The organism is Luteimonas deserti (assembly GCF_013425765.1).
Classification (GTDB): Bacteria; Pseudomonadota; Gammaproteobacteria; order Xanthomonadales; family Xanthomonadaceae; genus Luteimonas; species Luteimonas deserti.
The window spans coordinates 59,492-77,545 of sequence record NZ_JACCJZ010000013.1 but is presented as its reverse complement, the minus strand read 5'-3'; the positions used below and the strand labels follow the sequence as shown (position 1 = coordinate 77,545).

Annotated in this window: 17 protein-coding genes; 12 read left to right on the top strand and 5 right to left on the bottom strand. The window is 66.1% G+C overall.

Annotated elements, in window-relative coordinates:
• Together H0E82_RS05700 and H0E82_RS05695 are read left to right on the top strand one after the other, a co-directional pair.
• A complete protein-coding gene (locus H0E82_RS05700; protein WP_180544483.1) occupies positions 1-750 on the top strand; it encodes a sulfotransferase family protein in 750 nt (249 codons plus the stop codon).
• 142 nt (positions 751-892) lie between these two features.
• Positions 893-1,630, top strand: coding sequence for a hypothetical protein (locus H0E82_RS05695; RefSeq protein WP_180544482.1), 738 nt, complete (start codon positions 893-895; stop codon positions 1,628-1,630).
• A 443-nt stretch (positions 1,631-2,073) separates the two neighbouring features.
• Here H0E82_RS05695 and H0E82_RS05690 read toward each other — a convergent pair whose 3' ends face one another.
• The 3 genes from H0E82_RS05690 to H0E82_RS05680 all read right to left on the bottom strand — a co-directional run bounded on the left by H0E82_RS05690 (position 2,074) and on the right by H0E82_RS05680 (position 6,985).
• Positions 2,074-3,663, bottom strand: coding sequence for a hypothetical protein (locus tag H0E82_RS05690; RefSeq protein WP_180544481.1), 1,590 nt, complete (start codon positions 3,661-3,663; stop codon positions 2,074-2,076).
• 404 nt (positions 3,664-4,067) lie between these two features.
• Entirely contained in the window at positions 4,068-5,279 is a 1,212-nt protein-coding gene (locus H0E82_RS05685) for a type II secretion system F family protein (RefSeq protein ID WP_180544480.1), read from the bottom strand.
• Positions 5,279-6,985, bottom strand: coding sequence for a GspE/PulE family protein (locus tag H0E82_RS05680; protein WP_180544479.1), 1,707 nt, complete (start codon positions 6,983-6,985; stop codon positions 5,279-5,281). The genes H0E82_RS05685 and H0E82_RS05680 overlap by 1 nt, the downstream gene beginning before the upstream one ends.
• 141 nt (positions 6,986-7,126) lie before the next feature.
• Here H0E82_RS05680 and gspG point away from each other — a divergent pair, with 141 nt between their 5' ends.
• The 10 genes from gspG to H0E82_RS05630 are packed head-to-tail and all read left to right on the top strand — an operon-like array spanning position 7,127 to position 14,935.
• Positions 7,127-7,585: a type II secretion system major pseudopilin GspG gene (gspG, locus tag H0E82_RS05675; protein ID WP_180544478.1), complete on the top strand. Its 459-nt coding sequence runs from the start codon at positions 7,127-7,129 to the stop codon at positions 7,583-7,585.
• Positions 7,554-7,982, top strand: a complete 429-nt coding sequence (locus H0E82_RS05670; protein WP_180544477.1) for a prepilin-type N-terminal cleavage/methylation domain-containing protein — start codon at positions 7,554-7,556, stop codon at positions 7,980-7,982. The genes gspG and H0E82_RS05670 overlap by 32 nt, the downstream gene beginning before the upstream one ends.
• Positions 7,983-7,985: 3 nt before the next feature.
• Positions 7,986-8,426 (top strand): PulJ/GspJ family protein, encoded by a 441-nt coding sequence (locus H0E82_RS05665; RefSeq protein ID WP_180544476.1) that lies wholly within the window; start codon positions 7,986-7,988, stop codon positions 8,424-8,426.
• Complete coding sequence (locus tag H0E82_RS05660) at positions 8,423-9,001, top strand: type II secretion system protein (protein ID WP_180544475.1); 579 nt, start codon at positions 8,423-8,425, stop codon at positions 8,999-9,001. Before H0E82_RS05665 ends, H0E82_RS05660 begins: the two co-directional genes overlap by 4 nt.
• A 34-nt stretch (positions 9,002-9,035) precedes the next feature.
• Complete coding sequence (locus H0E82_RS05655; protein WP_180544474.1) at positions 9,036-10,088, top strand: type II secretion system protein GspK; 1,053 nt, start codon at positions 9,036-9,038, stop codon at positions 10,086-10,088.
• Positions 10,089-10,131: 43 nt separating this feature from the next.
• Entirely contained in the window at positions 10,132-11,097 is a 966-nt protein-coding gene (locus tag H0E82_RS05650; RefSeq protein WP_180544473.1) for a hypothetical protein, read from the top strand.
• Positions 11,098-11,700, top strand: coding sequence for a hypothetical protein (locus H0E82_RS05645; RefSeq protein WP_180544472.1), 603 nt, complete (start codon positions 11,098-11,100; stop codon positions 11,698-11,700). It abuts the gene before it with no gap.
• Positions 11,697-12,170, top strand: coding sequence for a hypothetical protein (locus tag H0E82_RS05640; RefSeq protein ID WP_180544471.1), 474 nt, complete (start codon positions 11,697-11,699; stop codon positions 12,168-12,170). The genes H0E82_RS05645 and H0E82_RS05640 overlap by 4 nt, the downstream gene beginning before the upstream one ends.
• A 3-nt stretch (positions 12,171-12,173) precedes the next feature.
• On the top strand, positions 12,174-14,384 hold the full coding sequence (locus tag H0E82_RS05635; protein ID WP_180544470.1) for a secretin N-terminal domain-containing protein: 2,211 nt from the start codon (positions 12,174-12,176) through the stop codon (positions 14,382-14,384).
• Positions 14,385-14,386: 2 nt separating this feature from the next.
• Positions 14,387-14,935 carry a hypothetical protein gene (locus H0E82_RS05630; protein WP_180544469.1) on the top strand — a complete coding sequence of 183 codons (549 nt, stop codon included), beginning with the start codon at positions 14,387-14,389 and terminating at the stop codon, positions 14,933-14,935.
• 363 nt (positions 14,936-15,298) lie between these two features.
• Here H0E82_RS05630 and H0E82_RS05625 read toward each other — a convergent pair whose 3' ends face one another.
• Together H0E82_RS05625 and H0E82_RS05620 are read right to left on the bottom strand one after the other, a co-directional pair.
• Positions 15,299-16,471: a cystathionine gamma-synthase gene (locus H0E82_RS05625; RefSeq protein ID WP_180544468.1), complete on the bottom strand. Its 1,173-nt coding sequence runs from the start codon at positions 16,469-16,471 to the stop codon at positions 15,299-15,301.
• Positions 16,472-16,550: 79 nt separating this feature from the next.
• The gene (locus tag H0E82_RS05620) at positions 16,551-17,927 is read right to left on the bottom strand and encodes a pyridoxal-phosphate dependent enzyme (protein WP_180544467.1); all 1,377 of its coding nucleotides are present in this window, start codon (positions 17,925-17,927) and stop codon (positions 16,551-16,553) included.
• Positions 17,928-18,054: the final 127 nt, after the last annotated feature.

Here is an 18,054-nt window from a genome sequence, read left to right as displayed (position 1 = left end):
ATGATCGGTGGCGTCCAGAAGGGCGGCACCACCGCGCTGGCGCACTACCTGTCCGCACATCCCGGCGTGCGCCTGCCGGCGCGCAAGGAAGCGCATGTGTTCGACGCGGCCGATTTCGACGAGGCCGCGACCGCGGGGGAAGTGGACGCCCGCTTCGCGCCGATGTTCCCTGGCGGTTTCGCCGACGGCGATGTCCTGTATGGCGATGCCACCCCCATCTCGATCTTCCACAACCGGTTCATTGAGCGCATTGCGCGCTACAACCCGGCGATGCGCTGGATCGTGCTGCTGCGCGAGCCTGCCGATCGGGCGATCTCGCAGTACTACATGGAGCGCGGTCGTGGCGACGAGCATCGGTGCCTGCCCTTGGCGTTGCTGACCGAAGGCCGGCGGCTGCGCGGACACGAGAACGACTTTTCCGCCGGGTCTCCGTTGCGTCATCACAGCTACCTGGCCAGAGGGCGATACGTGCGCCAGCTCGACACGCTGGTCGCCGCGTTCCCCCGCGAGCAGGTGCTCGTGCTGCGCAGCGAAGACCTGCGTGCGGAGCCCGGGCGCACGCTCGACCGGGTCCTGTGCTTTCTGGGACTGCCCCCCTTCGATCATGGCCGGGCGTTCGCGCCCGTATTCGCGGGTGACTGGCACGGCCGGTGGCTCCCGCGCCTCCTGCGCCCCTGGATCGTCCGCCTGTATCGCGGTGAGAGGGTCGCGCTGCGCACGCGCTACGGAATTTCTTTCTCGGACGTGTGAGTCCTGTCGCCGGTGGGCGCCCTGCCGCGGCCTTTGCGGGGCGGGTGCAGGCTGCGATACTTCCGGCTTGAGATCCTGTCAGCCGTGTGGCCGCTTCAGTTGGCGCGCCCGGCTGGACGTCTATTTTCCGGATGCCGACCCCATGTTTCGACACGTCAATCATCTCGCTTCCGCCATCGCACTCACGCTCGGCGTGACGGCCTGCGCACCCGCTGCGCCCCCTGCCGATGGCCCCGCTCCACCTGTCCAGACGTTGCCGGCATTCGATCTTCCTGCACCCGCGACCGAGGAACAGCGCATGCTCGGCGGACGCCAGGTCGAGGAGCTGGATCGCATGCTCGCCCTGGACACCCGCTGCGGCTGGCTCGATCCCGCCGCCCGCGCCGCGCTGACGGCGACGGCCGCCGAGCGACGCGCCTGGCTCGTATGGCAGGGTGGCGAGCCGGCTGCGGTGCAGGCAGGCGAACCGGCGTGTGACAACGCGCAGTTGCGGACCGGTCTGCAGTACGGCGCATGGCAGATGCGTGTGACCTGGACCCTGCGTGCGCATGCGATGCTGGACGGCACTGACCGGCCTGCCTGGTTGAGCGGACTGAGCACGGTGGGCACCCAGCGCGATGCGCTGCAGGAGGCGTCCGATGGCCTGGACGCGCGCTATGGGGCGTCGATCCAGCAGGCCCGCCCTGGCATCGAGCAGGAGGCCCAGCGGATGTTGGCCGCGCGCTGCAAGCTTCGGGCGCAGGCGGATGCCTGTCCGGCCCTGCCGAACGACCAGGCGTTCTCGACCTACGCGGACCGCTGGCTGGAGCAGGCCGAAGCCTACGCCGCCGTCCTGGGCACGGTGGACGACAAGGTCGGCATGCCACCGGCGGACGACTGACGGCTCCAGTCGCCCACACCACGCGGCACGGGCCGCGCGGAGTATGCATCGGGCGCCCTCGGGCGCCCGATGCATTTCAGAGCATCGCAACCTGCTGTCCGATGGCGTTGTGACCGGATTGTCGCGCGGCCCGACACCCTCGGGTCGGGATACCCGCGCGATACCCCGGCTTGCCCCGTCGAGCGATCGCGTTGCGCGCTGCGTAGGGACATCGTCCAGCGGTCGACGCGTGACAAGACTTGCGCGGCATTGGCGGGATTCCATTCTGGCAGTGACCCGGCTGCGACAGCATGCGCCTGATGCCGGCAGATCGACGATGGCGCCAGCCTGTCGATACGGCGCGCGGATCGCATCCGCACACGCACAAAAAAAGCGGGGGGCTTGCGCCCCCCGCTTTCATTTGTTGCGCCGGTTGTCAGAAGACGACCGGTAAACGCCCGCTATTACAGACGGGTGCTCGGGGTCAGCCACTCGGTGCCCAGACCCTTTTCCGGGGTCAGGTTGGTGACCACACCGGTGTCGGTGTTGCGGTTCAGTGCCGACGCCTTGATGGCGTTGCACTCGGCGGTCACGCGGACATACCAGCGGCCGGTGCCGTCACCGAAGGAACCGGTGCCCTTCGGCGAACCATTCTCCAGCTCGTCCGAGTTGAAGTGCTGCGAGGCATGCGCCGGCAGGTTGAAGGTGACCTCGCCGCTCAGGCGGCCAGCGTCGTCCTTGGCATCGATGGTGATCGGGCAGACGTCCGCGGTGTTGTTGGTGATGCGGAGGAACGACTGCGCGCGGCTGTTGGCGCCCGGGTTGACGTTCTGGAACACCAGCGTGTTGCCGTTGATCTCCAGCGGCGACAGGTTGACCGTGGTGGCCGGCGGGTTGCGACGCTGGGTCGACAGCTGGTAGTCCACGTTCACGGTGGCGGTCAGCGCCTGCGCCATCATCTCGTTGGCACCGTTGGCACGCAGACACACATACACGGTGCTCGGGCCCGGAGGTGCGTTGGTGACGCTGGAGAACAGCGCGTTGCTGGCCGGAGCCGTAAACGCGATGGTGTCACCTGCAGCATTGACGGTGCCATTCAGGCTGCCCGCCGCATCACACGTCGAAGCCGAATTGAGGAACGCGTTGTTGTTGCGGAACGCGTTCAGATTCGAGCCGTTGACGGTGATCGACATCACCGCCGTCGCGACGACGTTGTATTCCGGCTGGGCGGCAACGGCGCTGAAGTTGTTGACATACGCAAGACCAGCGTTGCCGGTCGTCTGCGTCTCGGTGACGTCGATGATGATCGAACCCGGCGACCACAGGGTGTTCGCCACGCCTTCAGCGCCGCCCACCGTACCGGTCGGCGAGAAACGGGTCTTGCGGCCGTAATTGCTGCCGCCCGCGACGTCGATGCGCGAGGCCAGGTTGGTGCTTTCCTCGGAGGTGATGTTCAGACCCCACACCGAACGCGCGATGGTCGTGCCGGCCGCCAGGATCTGCTGGCCCGCAGCGTTCTGGGCGGTGATTTCAGCGCCGATGAAGTTGCCGGTGAACAGACCCTGGACCAGGCTGGTCACCTGCATGCTGTTCAGACGCAGCGCGAAATCGGGAGCCGTACCCACGGTGCCATTGCCCGGCGCGGTGAACGTGAAGTTCAATTCCTGACCATTCGCGGAGTAGTACGGCGTACCAACCAGGCGGCCGGCGAGCGTGGCGCCCGGAGCACCGCCCAGCTGGGCGCCGACAGCGAAGTTCGACACGAAGCTGCTGGCGTCAGCGGTCGAATCGAAGCGCGCACCATTGGTCAGCGTGACCTTGACGGTGACAGCGTCGCCAGCAACGGTCGCGATACGGGTCGCGTCGTCGCTGGTAGCGCGCAGCGTCAGCTCGCTCGGGGTATTGATGGTGGTGCCGTCATTAACGATCAGGTCCTTGGCGAACGTGATCTGCTTGCCCGACTCGTAACCAAGCGAGGCGGCCGAGGCGATGCCCGGCAGTGCGACCGCAGCAGCAACAGCGGCTGCAAGCAGGGTCTTGTTGAACTTCGTCATCTGAATCAACTCCATTGAGGTTTGAGCAACTAAATTTAGTTACAACTGTAGCTTTCGCCGGTTACCCGCTCTCCCCGGTACCGTCGGGCGAGCCCTCTGGCAAATCCGGCGCTGCATCCGTGAACTGTCTCGACGATGTTCCCCATCTCCCCAGATCCCGCGACCGCAAGCTACGGCGGGCACGTTAACCAAGCATTAGCGAAGCGTCAAGCGCGCGACAGCGTTCAGCAGATAGCACAGTTGGATGAATACTACCAGTGTCACAAATTCGGTGGCCTGCCAGAATTCCGTCACATTCACGTCACCCGAGGACAAGCTTGGACGAAAATTGTCAAGCGGTTTCTGGTGCATAGTCGGGCAGGAAATCTCCATCGCCCAATTTGCATCAAGGGGAACCCTCTGTCTCAAATGGCGATGTCATTGGCACTGGTGATGGCGAGGATGATGCCGATCATGATCACGCCGATCACCGACCCGATGAGCAGGATGGCGACCGGTTCGAGCAGGGCGAGGAACTGCTTCATCCGCGCCCGGCCGGTGTCTTCACAGAGCTTGGCAAGCGAGCGCAGCATGGCCGGGAGCTCGCCCGAGCGCTCGCCCACGCGGATCAGGTTGTAGCCGGTGGCGGTCAGCGTGTCCTGCTCCTCCAGCGAGTCGGCCAATGTGGCGCCGGCACGCACGTTGCGCGCGACGTCCTCCAGCCGCGCGCGCCGCCCAGGCGCGCGCACGCCGGCCTGGGCGAGGCCCAGGGCCTCCAGCAGGGGCACGCGGTTGCCGAGCAGCGTGGACAGAATCCGGGCCCAGGCGGCCGTCTCGGATTCCACTCGCCAGGGGCCGATGACAGGGAGCCGCTCGAGGCGCTCGTAGCCGCGTGCGCGCGCTGCGGGATCCCGCAGCAGCCGCCACAGCAGGCCGCCGGCCACGGCCACTGCCAGGAGCACCAGCCACCAGTACTCGCGGGCGAACATGCCGGTGCTCAGGACCGCCCAGCCCAGCCACGGCAGTTCCTCGGCCCGGTTCAGTAAGGCTGCGAACTTGGGCACCACGAAGGTGAACATCAGGACCACCGCCGCAAATCCCGCCGACACCAGGACGGCTGGATAGGTCAGCGCCTGGCGGATCTCGGCGCGAACCTGCTGGTCGTATTCCATCTGTGCGACCGCGTCCTGCAGCGCCCGGCCCATCTGGCCCGACTTTTCGCCACTGCGCACCAGAGTGTCCACGTACGGCGGCAGGCGCAGGTCGGCATCCGCCAGCGCTTGCGAGAACGCCTGCCCACGCCGCAGCGCACCGGCGATCGACTCGAAGGCGGTGAGCAGGCGGGGATGATGCGCGGACTTTGCCTGGGCCGATACCGCCTCCGCAAGCGCCACACCCGAGCCGAGCAGCGTCGACAGCTCATGCAGCGCGAGGATGACGTCGCGTTCGCGCAGCCGGCGTTCGCGAAGGCGCCCCGACAGTCGCACGGGGCCACCAGCGACCGCCGTCTGCAGGGACAGAACCGAGAGTCCGCGGCGCTCCAGCAGGCGGGCCGCTTCGCGCTCGCCCGCCGCCACGATGTCGCCGTCGAGCACGTTTCCATCGCCGCTGACGGCCTTGAACCGGAAGCGCGCCATCAGACCGCCGTCACCCGGAGCACCTCGTCGACCGTCGTCAGACCCTGCCAGGCTTTAAGGAGTCCGTCCTCGCGCAGGAAGCGATGGCCTCGCTCGCGTGCCATCGCACGCAGCTGCTGATGCGTGGCCCCCGCGACCACGGCCTGTTGCATGGTCTCGTCGACCGGCACGAGTTCATAGATGCCGACGCGCCCGCGGTAGCCGGTGCCCTGGCACTGCGGGCAGCCCACCGCCTCCATCCACGCCGCTGGCGAATGACCGTCTCCGAACACGCGCGCCGCCCAGTGCGCGGCTTCCGCCTCGATCGCAGGCAACACATGCGCCCCCGGCCTGGCGCAATGCGCGCACAGCCGGCGCACGAGCCGCTGCGCCTGCACGCCCTTGAGGGGCGTGGCGACCAGGAAGGGTTCGACGCCCATGTCGATCAACCGGGTGAAGGCACCGAGCGCATCGTTGGTGTGAACTGTCGAAAGGACGAGATGTCCGGTCAATGCCGACTGGATGGCGATCTCCGCCGTCTCACGGTCGCGGATTTCGCCCACCATGATCACGTCCGGATCCTGGCGCAGAATCGAGCGCAGGACGCCGGCGAACGTCAGTCCGATGTCCGCATGGGTCTGGATCTGGGTGATGCCGGGCAGCTGGAACTCCACCGGGTCCTCGACCGTGATGATCTTTTTCAGGCCGTCGTTGCTGGCTGCCAGCGTGGCGTAGAGCGTGGTGGATTTGCCGGAACCGGTCGGGCCGGTCACCAGGACAATGCCGTGCGCCTCCCGGCTCCACCCCTGGAGCATCTCGAGGTGGTCGGGTTCCATCCCCAGCCGCTCCAGCCGCAGGTCCTTGCGTTCCTTGGGCAGCAGGCGCAGGACGATCGATTCGCCATGCACGCCGGGCAGCGCGGACGCGCGGATATCCATCAACTGGCCGCTTGCACGGACGCTGAGCCGCCCGTCCTGGGGCAGGCGGCGCTCGGCGATGTCCATACCGGAAATCAGTTTGAGCCGTGAGGCCACGGCATTGAAGCGCTCGCGGGGAAGACGCAGGCGCGCATACAGCACGCCGTCGATCCGGAAGCGGACCGCAAACTGGCTCTCCTCCGGCTCAAGGTGGATGTCCGAGGCCCGCTGCTCCACCGCCTGGGCCATGAGGCTGTTGACGAGTTCCACGACCGGAGCTTCCTCCGCCAGTTCCCGCAGGTGCCGGACGTCGTCGCCATCGGCCTGCTGCCCGGCGCTGGCCTGGGCGAGCGTATCGAGTGTCCGCTCCACCACCTGCCCCAGCGCCAGGGCCGGGCGCACACTGCGCTGCGGATAGAGGTAGGCGAGGGCCTCCTGCAACGACGCGTCCAGGGGATCCCGGCTCGCGCACCAGGCCTGGCCATCCGGGTCTTCCCAGATCAGAACATCCCGGTCCTGCATCCAGTCCACCGTGAGGTCGGTACCTGCAGGCAGGACCCATTCTCCCGGACCGGTCGGCAACGCCAGCTCACGACCCGCTACGGGCAGGTCGAGCTGGACGGACAGCGCATCGACCAGCTGGTCTTCCGACAGCGCGCCGATACGCACGAGCAGGCTTCCAAGCCGCGCGTCGACGGTCGACTGCAGGTCGAGCGCACGCTCGAGATCCGACGGCCGGATGGCGCCGCGGGCGATCAGAAGCTCCCCCAGCAACTCGGGCACCGGAAAGGAAGCAGGTTCGGCGCTCATGGGCGACTCGCAGGCGGGAGCCCCGCATTGTCCCTACTTCGGGGCACCATGGACAATGGTCCCTGACCCATCGGCCCGGAGGCGGACGCGAGCCCCGGGGTTGGCGATAGAATCGCGGCGCCATCCGCACCGAGACCTTCCATGCGCAAGCGCCTCCCCACCCTGCCACGCCGGCGCGCCTCCGCGGGCTTCACGCTGCTCGAGATGATCGTGGTTCTCGTCATCATCGGCCTGATCATGGGCCTGGTGGGACCTCGCCTCTTCAGCCAAGCGGACCGGGCCAAAACCCAGACGGCCGAGACCCAGGTGCGGATGTTGCGCGGAGCGCTCGAGACGATGCGCCTTGATATCGGCCGCGTTCCCACCCAGGCCGAGGGACTCCAATTGCTCGTTGATCCGCCCGCGGACCCCGCGCTGGGCAAGCGCTGGCAGGGACCCTACCTCGAAGACGGTGTTCCCCAGGACCCGTGGGGGAATCCGTACCAGTATTCGCCGCGCCCGTCGGGCCATCACAGCTTCACTCTGTACTCGTTTGGCGCGGACGGGCGCGCCGGCGGCGAAGGCAACGATGCCGACATCGGCCAGCTTCCGGACTCGTAAGCCGGTGCGCGGCTACACGCTGCTCGAGATGCTCGTCGTAGTCGCGGTGCTCGCACTGGCCACCTCGCTAGTGGCGCCAGCGGGTTACCGGATGACGCAGAGCTGGCGGGAATCCACTCGCGTCGACCAGGTGATGCAGGCGATGTCCGCACTTCCCCTGCGTGCGCGCGACCTCGGTCGGGACCTTCAGATCCCCGATCCCCGCGACCCCGTGCAGCGGCCTCCGTTCGAACTGCCCGAGGGATGGCGCATCGAGATGTCGACGCCGCTTCTGGTCCGTGCGAACGGGGCCTGCTCGGAGGCTGCGGGCACCTTGTTCACCGAACACCAGATGCTCGGATTCCGGGTGGAAGCGCCCTTCTGCCGCGTGCGACGTCTTGCCGCGGACGAGTCCTGACCGATGCACCGGGTACTGGGCCGGGTCAGGCGCGAGCGGGGCTTCACCTTGCTGGAAGCGATCGTGGCGATGGTGGTCATGGCCACATCGCTCCTCGCGCTGTACAGCTGGCTGTCGACATCGACACTGGCATTGAATCGTGCCCAGGCACAAAGCCGCTCGCTCGAGGATGCGCGCAGCGCACGCGCGCTGCTGGAGGATGTGAACCCCATGGCCACCCCGCGCGGGACTCGCGATGCCGCGCCCCTGTCGGTTCGCTGGCAGGCCGAGGCGCTCACCGAACGCCGACCGGGCCTGAGTTCTGTCGGCTTTCCCACCCAGTTTGACTTCGTGCTCTACGAGATGCAGGTCGAGGTTCGCCGCGACGACAGGACCGTGCGGGAATTCTCATTTCGAAAAGCGGGGTGGGAAATCGCCCGACCGATCAATATGGACGAGGAATGAGACGCCGCTCGTCTACGGGCCTCACGCTGATCGAGATGCTCGTTGTCCTAATCATCGCCGCAATGGCGCTTGCACTGGGCTTCCAGTCGCTGGGCCAGTGGCGGCGCGCTGACGCGGCGATCTCGAATCTGACGGCTGAGAACCGACAGACCATGCTCGTCCGCAGCTGGCTGCAGAGCGCGATCCGCGCGCTGCACCCGGTGGCGGAGCACCCCTTCGAAGGCGACAGCGACGGATGGGAGGGAGTAACCCTGCAACCGGTATTTCTTTCCCAGGGCGGCGCGACCGAGACCCGTTGGGAGGTCCGCATGCAGAACGGACGCCTGCAGCTGGCCACCCTGGAAGCGGGGACCGACCATGTCTTCGTGCTTCCCGGCACGTCCGGATCGTTCGAGTACCTCGACGCCACCGGCCGCGCGCATCCGCGCTGGCCCCCCGCGCTTGGGCAACACTCACATCTGCCATCCGCCGTCCTGCTTCGCCTCGAGACACCGGGCGGGCTCCGCATCTGGAGCGAAGGCGTGGCCGGCATCCGCGATCCGGTTCCGGTGCTCTATGAATCTGAAACGGACTAGGCGCGCCCCCGGCCGGAAAGGCGCGCCGGGGTTCGTGCTCGTCATCGTCCTCGCCCTGCTGGTCGTGCTGACCTTGCTCGCCGCGACCGCTGCGGCATCGGGAAGCCGCGCCGTCGCCGAAGCCCAGGCCGATATCGACCAGTTCGAAAGCGAACTCGATATGGCGTCGACCCGCGAGACCGTCCTTTTCATGCTCGCCACCCAGCACCGGAACATCGCCGGCCTCGCCGTCGTCCCTGCGCCCCCTGCGACGTTCGCGATGCTCGAGGACGATACCGACGGTGTCAGCGCACTGCCGTCCGGAAATGACATCCGCCTTGACGGCACGGCGTACCGCGGGGTTGGCCGGACGCGCTTCGCCCTGCAGGACGACGGTGGGCTACTGAGCCCGAACTGGGTGTCGCCCACGCTTCTGGACGCGTTTTACGCCGCGCTGGACGTTCCTGCACAGGACCGCGCGGCATTGGACGCCAAGCGACTCGACTACCAGGATGCGGACTCTCTGCATCGCTTGGGCGGAGCGGAAGCCGAGCACTACGCCGCAGCCGGCAGACCGCCTCCGCCCAATCGCGCCATCACCACGCCGCTGGAGTTCAGGCGGATTCTGCAATGGGACGATATGCTCGCGTCGCTGGACGACTCGCAACTGTTGAACATGCTGTCCGCACATCGCGGTGGCACGCTCAATCTCAACACGGCGCCTGCGGAAGTCCTTGCCCTGATTCCGGGCATGGACCTCGAACAGGGGCGGCGACTCGCCGCGTACCGGACCCACACGCCGATCGTGAGTGTATGGCAGGTACGCGAGTCGTTTCCGATCGCGCCCTTCATGGAAGAGAATCTGACGCTCTTCCCAAGCAGAACCGGAAACCTTATTCTGTGGGATCGTCATTCTGGCGTGAAAACGCTGATCCACTGGAGCCAGACGCCGTACGCTGTCGGGGGTCCACCCTGGCAAATCGACTACGAGGTCATCTTGCCCCGTGACAACTCAATGGATGAACCCGTGGCTAAAGCGATTGCGACGCCGCTTTTCGCCGAGACGGATGCTCCTGGGGAAGGACTCGAACCAGGTTCTCGAGAGTGAAGGCAGCGCCACACTGATCTGCCTAGTGGGGCGTCCCCTGTGCTTGTTCATCACGGTAGACGGCAGCAACGCCCCCGAGAAGCACAGGGATGCCTTGGTCTCACTCGCGGTACGACGTGCAGCGCCCTTTTCCGATGCCGATTTTGGAGTCGCATGGCAGGCCGACGGCCGTGCGAGCGCTTGGTACTGGTCGCGAAGCCGGATCGCGGACCTGTTGGCGGAGCGCAGGATCTCGGCGCCGCGCATCCAGTTTGCGCCCGAGGCCCTCTATGCAGGCGAACCGCGCAGCGACGGCACCGAACTGCTGACGATGCATGAAGGCGTGGAGGGGCGCGTCTGGCGCAATGGCGCGGTGGTCGGCAGCCGATGGTGGCCGGCCGAGCCCGCCCCGAAGGACTGGCATACCTTCCTCCGCAGCCACGGGCTGTCTGCGAACGATCCGCCGGCTGCCACGCCTACCGTGGACATTCTCCCGCGCCGTCCCTGGGGCGGACGGCCAGGCCGTATGGAACGCGGTGTCCGCCTGTCGACGGTCGACGCCTATCGGCCGGCGGCGGCGCTGGGACTGGCAGCTGTGATTCTCCTCGTCGCATCGTTCCAGACCGGGAGCATCGTCCGCAGCCACGTCGAAGCCTGGCAATCGGCCAGAGCCGCAGAGGACCTCGACGAACCCTTGAAGCGCATTCTCAATGCGCGCGAAACCGCGGACCGGAACGTCGCTGAGCTGGAACGTCTGCTCGATCTGCGCCAGGGCCCCTCGGTTCTCACGGTCATGGCGGAGGTCGGACGGCTTCTCCCTAGACGCGACATCCAGCTGCGTCACTGGAACCAGCCGACACCCGACCAGCTCGAACTCACGTTGTCCGCGGCCGACGCGGATCCGCAACAGATTGTCGAGACCTGGGAAGCCTCGACGGTGTTCGACAATGTCACGACGGATGTCGTGGGACGGAGCGGCGAGATCATCGTGCGCGCCCGGATTGCCGCAGATGTAGAGTCGGGTGAGTAGATGCAGTCCAGCTTGACATCCGCACTCGCCACCTTGCGCGCACAGCTTGATTCGGCTCCCTGGCTGCGTTGGGCTCTGCTGGTCATTGCCGCCCTTGCGTCGTTCTTTCTTCTGCAGGCGCTCGAAGAAGCCAGAACGAAAGCCCAGCACGAATCGATCGAACAGGAGGCGAAACTGCGGCAGGTCAGGGCGCTCCAGGGACAGGACGTGTGGCTCGCGCGAGCCCAGGAATCGCAGGAGCTGCTCGATGCCATGCAGGCGCAGATTCCGGTCGCCGCTACGCCGGGCGCCGCCCAGGCCGCACTCCAGAGCTGGCTGGGCGGTCTCGGCAACGCGATCGCTGACAGCGAAAGCGTCCGGATTTCCGTGGACAATGCCGCGGCGCTCGAGGAGATTCCCGGAGTCTTGCGGGTTCGCGCGACGTTGCGCGCTGGCATGAGCGCCCGCGAGGCGATCAACATCATCCGTCAGATTGAAAGTGCGCCCAGCCTGGTCGTCATCGACAGTCTCGATCTGCGCAGTGACGCCAATCGGGTGGTCGCGATCGGACTCAATGCCTATTACCGCACCCCGGAAGGCCCGCGGACGGAGCCACTGCCATGAAGCGCAGGCTTCTTGTGCTCGCGGCGAGCTGCCTGGGCGGACTTCTGGTCGGCGCAGCGTGGCCCCCGCCTCCGATTCCGCCGGCCCGCATCGCCGACAATGCCTGGCGCCTGCCGTCCGCGACCCAGATTGCCCGGTCCAATCCCGATGCGTTCGAGCAGGCAGGGCGACTTGCCTGGCTGGGTGACGGGAGTGCCGCTTCGGACGTCCAGACGGACGCGAAATGGCGCCTGGCGGGCGTTGTGCGAACGCCAGATCTCCATGCGCTCGTCATCACACCCGCGAGCCCGCGACTTGCGCAGCGTCTTGCACCTGGCGCAACGCTTCCTGACGGCGGCCGTGTGGTGGCCATCGAACGCGACATGGTGACCATCGAGCGCAATGGCTGCCAGACCGTCTACCAAGTTCACCGTGACCAACCCATCCGAACCAGTGGCGCCTGCAATACCGGCGCTCCGGACTCGGAGTAGAGGATGAAATTCGCCATGTTGCCCCGCCCCACGTTCTATCTCGTCGCCGCCCTGACGTGTCTTGCCGGCTGCACTACCCCCTTCAGGCAGACCGAGATTCCGGCACCGCTCGGAATTCCGCCGAAAGACAACATCGTGTCCTCCGCGCCGATCGTCGGGAGCGAACCCCAGCCCACATCACTTCGGCAGATGCCGACCCCGCGGCTCGACATGCCGGGCTCGGCCAGCGTGAATCTGGGCGCGGGCGAGCAGCTCCCGTCGCTTCCCGAGATGCCGGTCCGCATCAATGTGCAGGACCTGCCCCTCACCGTCCTTGCGAACGAGGTGTTCAACAGCATTCTGGGCCTGAACCTCAATATCGATCCGCAGGTTGCCGCGCTCGAGGACCTGGTCACGCTCAACACCCAGGAGAACCTGCGGCCGATCGAGCTGTTTCGTCTCACGCGGCAGGTACTTGCGGAGTACGGCGTAGCCGTGGAATTCGAAGGCGGACTGGTCCAGCTGCGCCTCGCGCCGCAGGGCAGTTCGGCTATTCCGCCCCTGATCGTGAGCGGGCGGGCGCTTCCGAACGTGCCGGTGAGTCATCGCCCGATCTTCCAGCTCGTCGAGCTGGAAGTGGTGCGGAGCGGCGATGCGGTACGTTGGCTGACCACCTTGTTCGGAACGGAATTGAAGGTGACCGAGGAAACGGCCCGCAACGCCATCCTGATCAACGGGCGGCCGAGCCAGGTGCGCCAGGCAATGGAGGCCCTCCGGGTGTTCGATCGCCCGCTGATGCGCGGACGGGTCAGCACCCGGCTTGAACCCGCGTTTCTAAGTGCGGACGAACTGTCGAATCGCCTGACCGAGGTCTTGAACCTCCAGGGCTACAGCGCCAATCGCAGCGCGGGCTCGCCGGCAAGCATCATCGTACTGCCGATCGCCGCGGCCAACTCGGTGATTATCTTCGCCACCGGACGGGAAACGCTGGAATATGCGGTCTCGTGGGCACGTGAGCTGGACCGGCCTGCCCAGCACGCCGGCTCCGAGTCGATGTTCTATTACCAGGTGAAGAATACGAAGGCCACCGACCTTGCCACGGTGCTGACTTCGAGCATGCAACAGACGCAGAACGCAGCGGCGGCGAGCACGCCCTCGCCGGCTCCGGGCGCTGGCGGTGCGCCATCACCCGCACCCGTTTCCGTGCGGGGCGCTGCCGGCGCATCCATCATGGTGGACGAGCCGCGCAACGCCCTGATCTATCAGGGCGACCCTGCCCAGTGGGAGCGGATGCTGAAGCTGATCCAGCAGATGGATCGCGCGCCCCGACAGGTCATGATCGAGGTGACCCTTGCGGAAGTGCTCCTTGACGACGATCTGAACTACGGACTCAGCTGGTTCGCCAAGAACGGTTGGGGGCGTTTCGATGGCCGAATCTACGGCGGCGCCGGTTCAGGCGGTACGCGAGGCCCGTCTGGAAGCGGACTATCCTATCTCGTCGACGTGGCGGGCCAGAACCGGCTGGCGTTGAATGCATTTGCCCAGGACAGGCGCGTAAGCATTCTGTCCACGCCGAGACTGCTGGTCAAAAGCGGAAGCGAAGCGAACATCGACGTGGGCGAAGAAGTGCCGATTGTCACGATGACCACCACCTCCAACCAGCAGACCGACGGCAACACCAATCTGCTGCAGTCGATCCAGTACCGCAAGACCGGCGTCATCCTCAGCATCAAGCCGACAATCTACTCCGAAGATCGCATCGACCTCGACATCAGTCAGGAGGTGAGTGAGGCGCGGCCATTGGAAGCCAATGCCACTGCGAACTCCCCTACCATCTTCAATCGCAGTCTCAACACATCGCTGAGCCTGCGCGATGGAGGCTCGGTCGTCATGGCGGGCCTGATCCGGTCGAATGCGAGCGATGTCGATTCGGGAATTCCATTCATCAAGGATGTTCCTCTGCTCGGAAATCTTTTCAAGAGTCGAAACGTTCTTAAGAACCGTACGGAACTCGTTCTCCTGATCGTCCCCTATATCGTTGAATCCCAGGAGCAGGCAACCGAGCTGAGTCAGGCCGTACTCCAGCGGTTCGACCTGCTGGATCTCGACCAGGCACTCGGACCGCTGGAACCGGAGGCGCGCGTGCCCTTGCAGCCCTCCTACCCGTCGCCGTCTCCCCTCCGGGTTCCGGAAGCACCGCCTGCCATTCGCACCCCACTTCCTGCAGGAAACTGAGAATGAAACGCAAACTCCCGCTTGCACCGACCGCCCTGCTGATCGCGCTTGCTCTTGGCAGCTGCGCGCGGCGAGAGGCCGACGCCGAGACCGATGCCGGCAGCGCCGCAACGTCTGCTGCGGAACCGACGTCCGCACCGCAGGCGGCACCCCCGCCGCCGGAGCTCGCCGCAGTCAAGGTCGACGTCCAGTTGTCGCCACAGGCCGAAGCGAAGCTGCGATCGCTTGGCGAGAATGTCCGGGTCGAAGTGATCTATGGCGGAGACGCTGCTCCGGACGCGACGATCGAACCCAATGAGATGGGGCTCGTCGAACTGAGCAGGACCGTCCACGAACTCGACGGATCCGGCACGCTGCAGTTTTCCGAGGACGACATCGATACGAGCAGGCTCGATCAGATCGTCGGGCAGCCGCAGCTCATGATCAACGTCATCTCGGGGAAGAAGACGACGCCGCAGAACCTGCTGGCCTGCGCGTTCTATTGGGACACTCTGAGCGCCGCGGGCAAGAGTGGTGTGCAGATTCCCTGCACTCTCAGCGAAGAATCCTGAGCCTGCGAAGCGACTGCATGCCTACGCACATCACGCCGTGCCCAGCGGAGCTTGAGCACGGCGTGACCGCAGGATACCGATGCGCTGGTCCCGGACGCGGGTGACGAACTTCAGTTTCGACGGGATTCCCGGGCAGCATGAGAACGGCAGAGACAGGGAAGCTCGGAGCGCGCGACGCGACGCTTGACGAATCCGGCTTGTCAGCCGAGGGCCCCGCATCACGAAAGTGCGGCGTCCCGAGCAGGATCAAGCCACTGCCGACTGAGGCTGGCGTCGCATCTACGCGCGGAGGCCCTTCTGAATCCGCCCCCACGCAACGCGTTCTGTCGCCCCTGGTCCGTACGACGAGACCGGTCGGGCGCCTTAGCGCAGGGCCTTGGAGAGGTCTCGCATCAGGTCTTGCGTGCCTTCCACCCCTACGCTCAACCGCACCAGGTCGTCCCCGATCCCGAGCTTCGTACGGTTTTCTACCGGCACCGACGCGTGCGTCATGACTGCAGGATGGTTGACCAGGCTTTCCACGCCGCCGAGCGACTCGGCGAGTGTGAACAGTTCGGTGCGCTCGCAGAAGCGCTTCGCGGCCTCGAAACCGCCCTTGATGCGGACCGAGATGATGCCGCCGAAGCCGTCCATCTGGCGCTTGGCCAGCGCGTGCTGGGGATGCGAAGGTAGGCCTGGATAGATGACCTGCTCGACCGCGGCATGTCCCTGCAGGAACTCGGCCAGCGCCTGCGCGTTCTCGCAGTGGGCCTTCATGCGCAGGTGAAGCGTCTTGAGGCCGCGCAGCGCGAGGAAACTGTCGAACGGCCCCTGCACTGCGCCGGCGGAGTTCTGCAGGAACGCGAGCTGCTCGGCGAGTTCGGCATTGTCGCCGACCACCAGCATGCCGCCGACCATGTCGGAGTGGCCGTTGAGATATTTGGTGGCGGAGTGCATGACGATGTCGGCGCCGTGTTCGATCGGACGCTGCAGGATCGGCGAGGCGAAGGTGTTGTCGACGACGACGATCAGGCCGCGCTTGTGGGCGATGTCGGCAATCGCGCGGATGTCGACGATCTTCAGCATCGGATTGGTCGGGGTCTCGATCCAGACCAGCTTCGTCTTCTCGGTGATCGCGGCCTCGAAGGCGGCCGGATCGGTCATGTCGACGTAGCTGAAGGACAGACCGGCGCTGCGCGTGCGCACGCGCTCGAACAGGCGGTAGCTGCCGCCGTAGAGATCGTCCATTGCGATGACGTGGTCGCCGCTGCCGAGCAGCTCGAGCAGGGTCGCCGTGGCCGCCATGCCGGATGCGAACGCGAAGCCGCGGGTGCCACCTTCCAGGCCCGCGACGCAACGCTCGTAGGCGAAGCGCGTCGGGTTGTGGGTGCGCGAGTACTCGAAGCCCTGGTGCTCGCCCGGGCTGGACTGCGCATACGTGGACGTCGCATAGATCGGCGGCATCACCGCGCCGGTCGACGGATCGGGCGATTGCCCGGCGTGGATCGCCAGCGTGGCGAGCGCGTAGTCGCGGCACTCGGAATTGGACTCGGACATGGACGCTTCCTGGAAAGACGGGGGATTCTAGTCGCCTGGACTGAACGCCAGGTTCAGGCCTGAAAAATGGCCCGGAGACTCACTGCACGCGCCGGCGCAGGTAGTTCAGCAGATCGATCCGGGTGATCAGGCCGAGGAACGTCTCGCCCTCGGTGACGATCGCGACCTGGCCACGGTCGAACACCGGCAGCAGAGCCTCGACCGGCGATTTGACGTCGAGGAAATCGAGCTTGCTCACCATGGCCGACGACACCGGCTCGCGGAACCGGGCCTCGTCGCCGTAGACGTGCAGCAGCACGTCGCTCTCGTCGAGGATGCCGACGATGCGGTCGCCGTCCATCACCGGCAACTGCGAGATCTCGTAGAGCTTCATCCGCTGGTAGGCCGTGACCAGCAGATCGGTCGGCTGCAGCACCACGGTGTCGCGACGCGAGTACGGGCGCAGGATCAGGTCGCGCAGATCGCCGTACTGTTCGCGCTCCAGGAAGCCGTTGTCGAGCATCCAGTAGTCGTTGTAGAGCTTGCTGAGGTACTTGTTGCCGGTGTCGCAGACGAACACCAGCACCTTCTTCGGCGTGGTCTGTTCGCGGCAATACTTGAGCGCGGCGGCCAGCAACGTGCCGCTCGACGAGCCGCCGAGAATGCCCTCGGTCTGCAGCAGCTGGCGCGCGGCGAGAAAGCTCTCCTTGTCGGTGATCGCGTAGGCCTTTTTCACCCGCGAGAAGTCGGAGATGCCCGGCAGGAAATCCTCGCCGATGCCCTCGACCATCCAGCTGCCCGACTTGTCGTTGAGCACACCGTCGTTGATGTACTCGGCGAGGATCGAGCCCACCGGGTCGGCCAGCACCATCTCGACATCCGGCGCGTGCGCGGCGAAGCAGCGCGACAGGCCGGTCATGGTGCCGGAACTGCCGCAGCCGAACACGATCGCGTCCAGTCCGCCCACCTCGCTCATCTGGCGCAGGATCTCGGGACCGGTGCCATGCTCGTGCGCGGCCGGGTTGTCGGGATTGCCGAACTGGTTGATGAAGTAGGCGCCGGGGGTCTCACGGGCGATGCGCTCGGCGAGATCCTGGTAATACTCCGGATGGCCCTTGGCGACGTCCGAGCGGGTCAGCACCACCTCGGCCCCCATCGCCTTGAGATTGAAGATCTTCTCGCGGCTCATCTTGTCGGGCACCACGAGGATCAGCTTGTAGCCCTTCTGCTGGGCGACCAGGGCCAGGCCGATGCCGGTGTTGCCGGCAGTGCCTTCGACCAGGGTCGCACCCGGCGCGAGGTCGCCACGCGCTTCCGCGGCCTCGATCATGCTCAGACCGATCCGGTCCTTGATCGAACCGCCGGGGTTCTGGCTCTCGAGCTTGAAGTACAGCTCGCACACACCCGCGTCGAGGCTGCGCGCCTTCACGATCGGGGTGTCGGCGATCAGGTCGAGTACGGAAGAGGCGATCGGCATGGCGGTCCGGGTCCTGCGACAAAAACAGGGCGGGATTATCGCACCGACGCAGCTCGGCCAGCAGGCGGAGCCAGAACACCCGCGGGCGATGGCGGTCGACGAGGATGACCGCCACCGCCCGCGACTG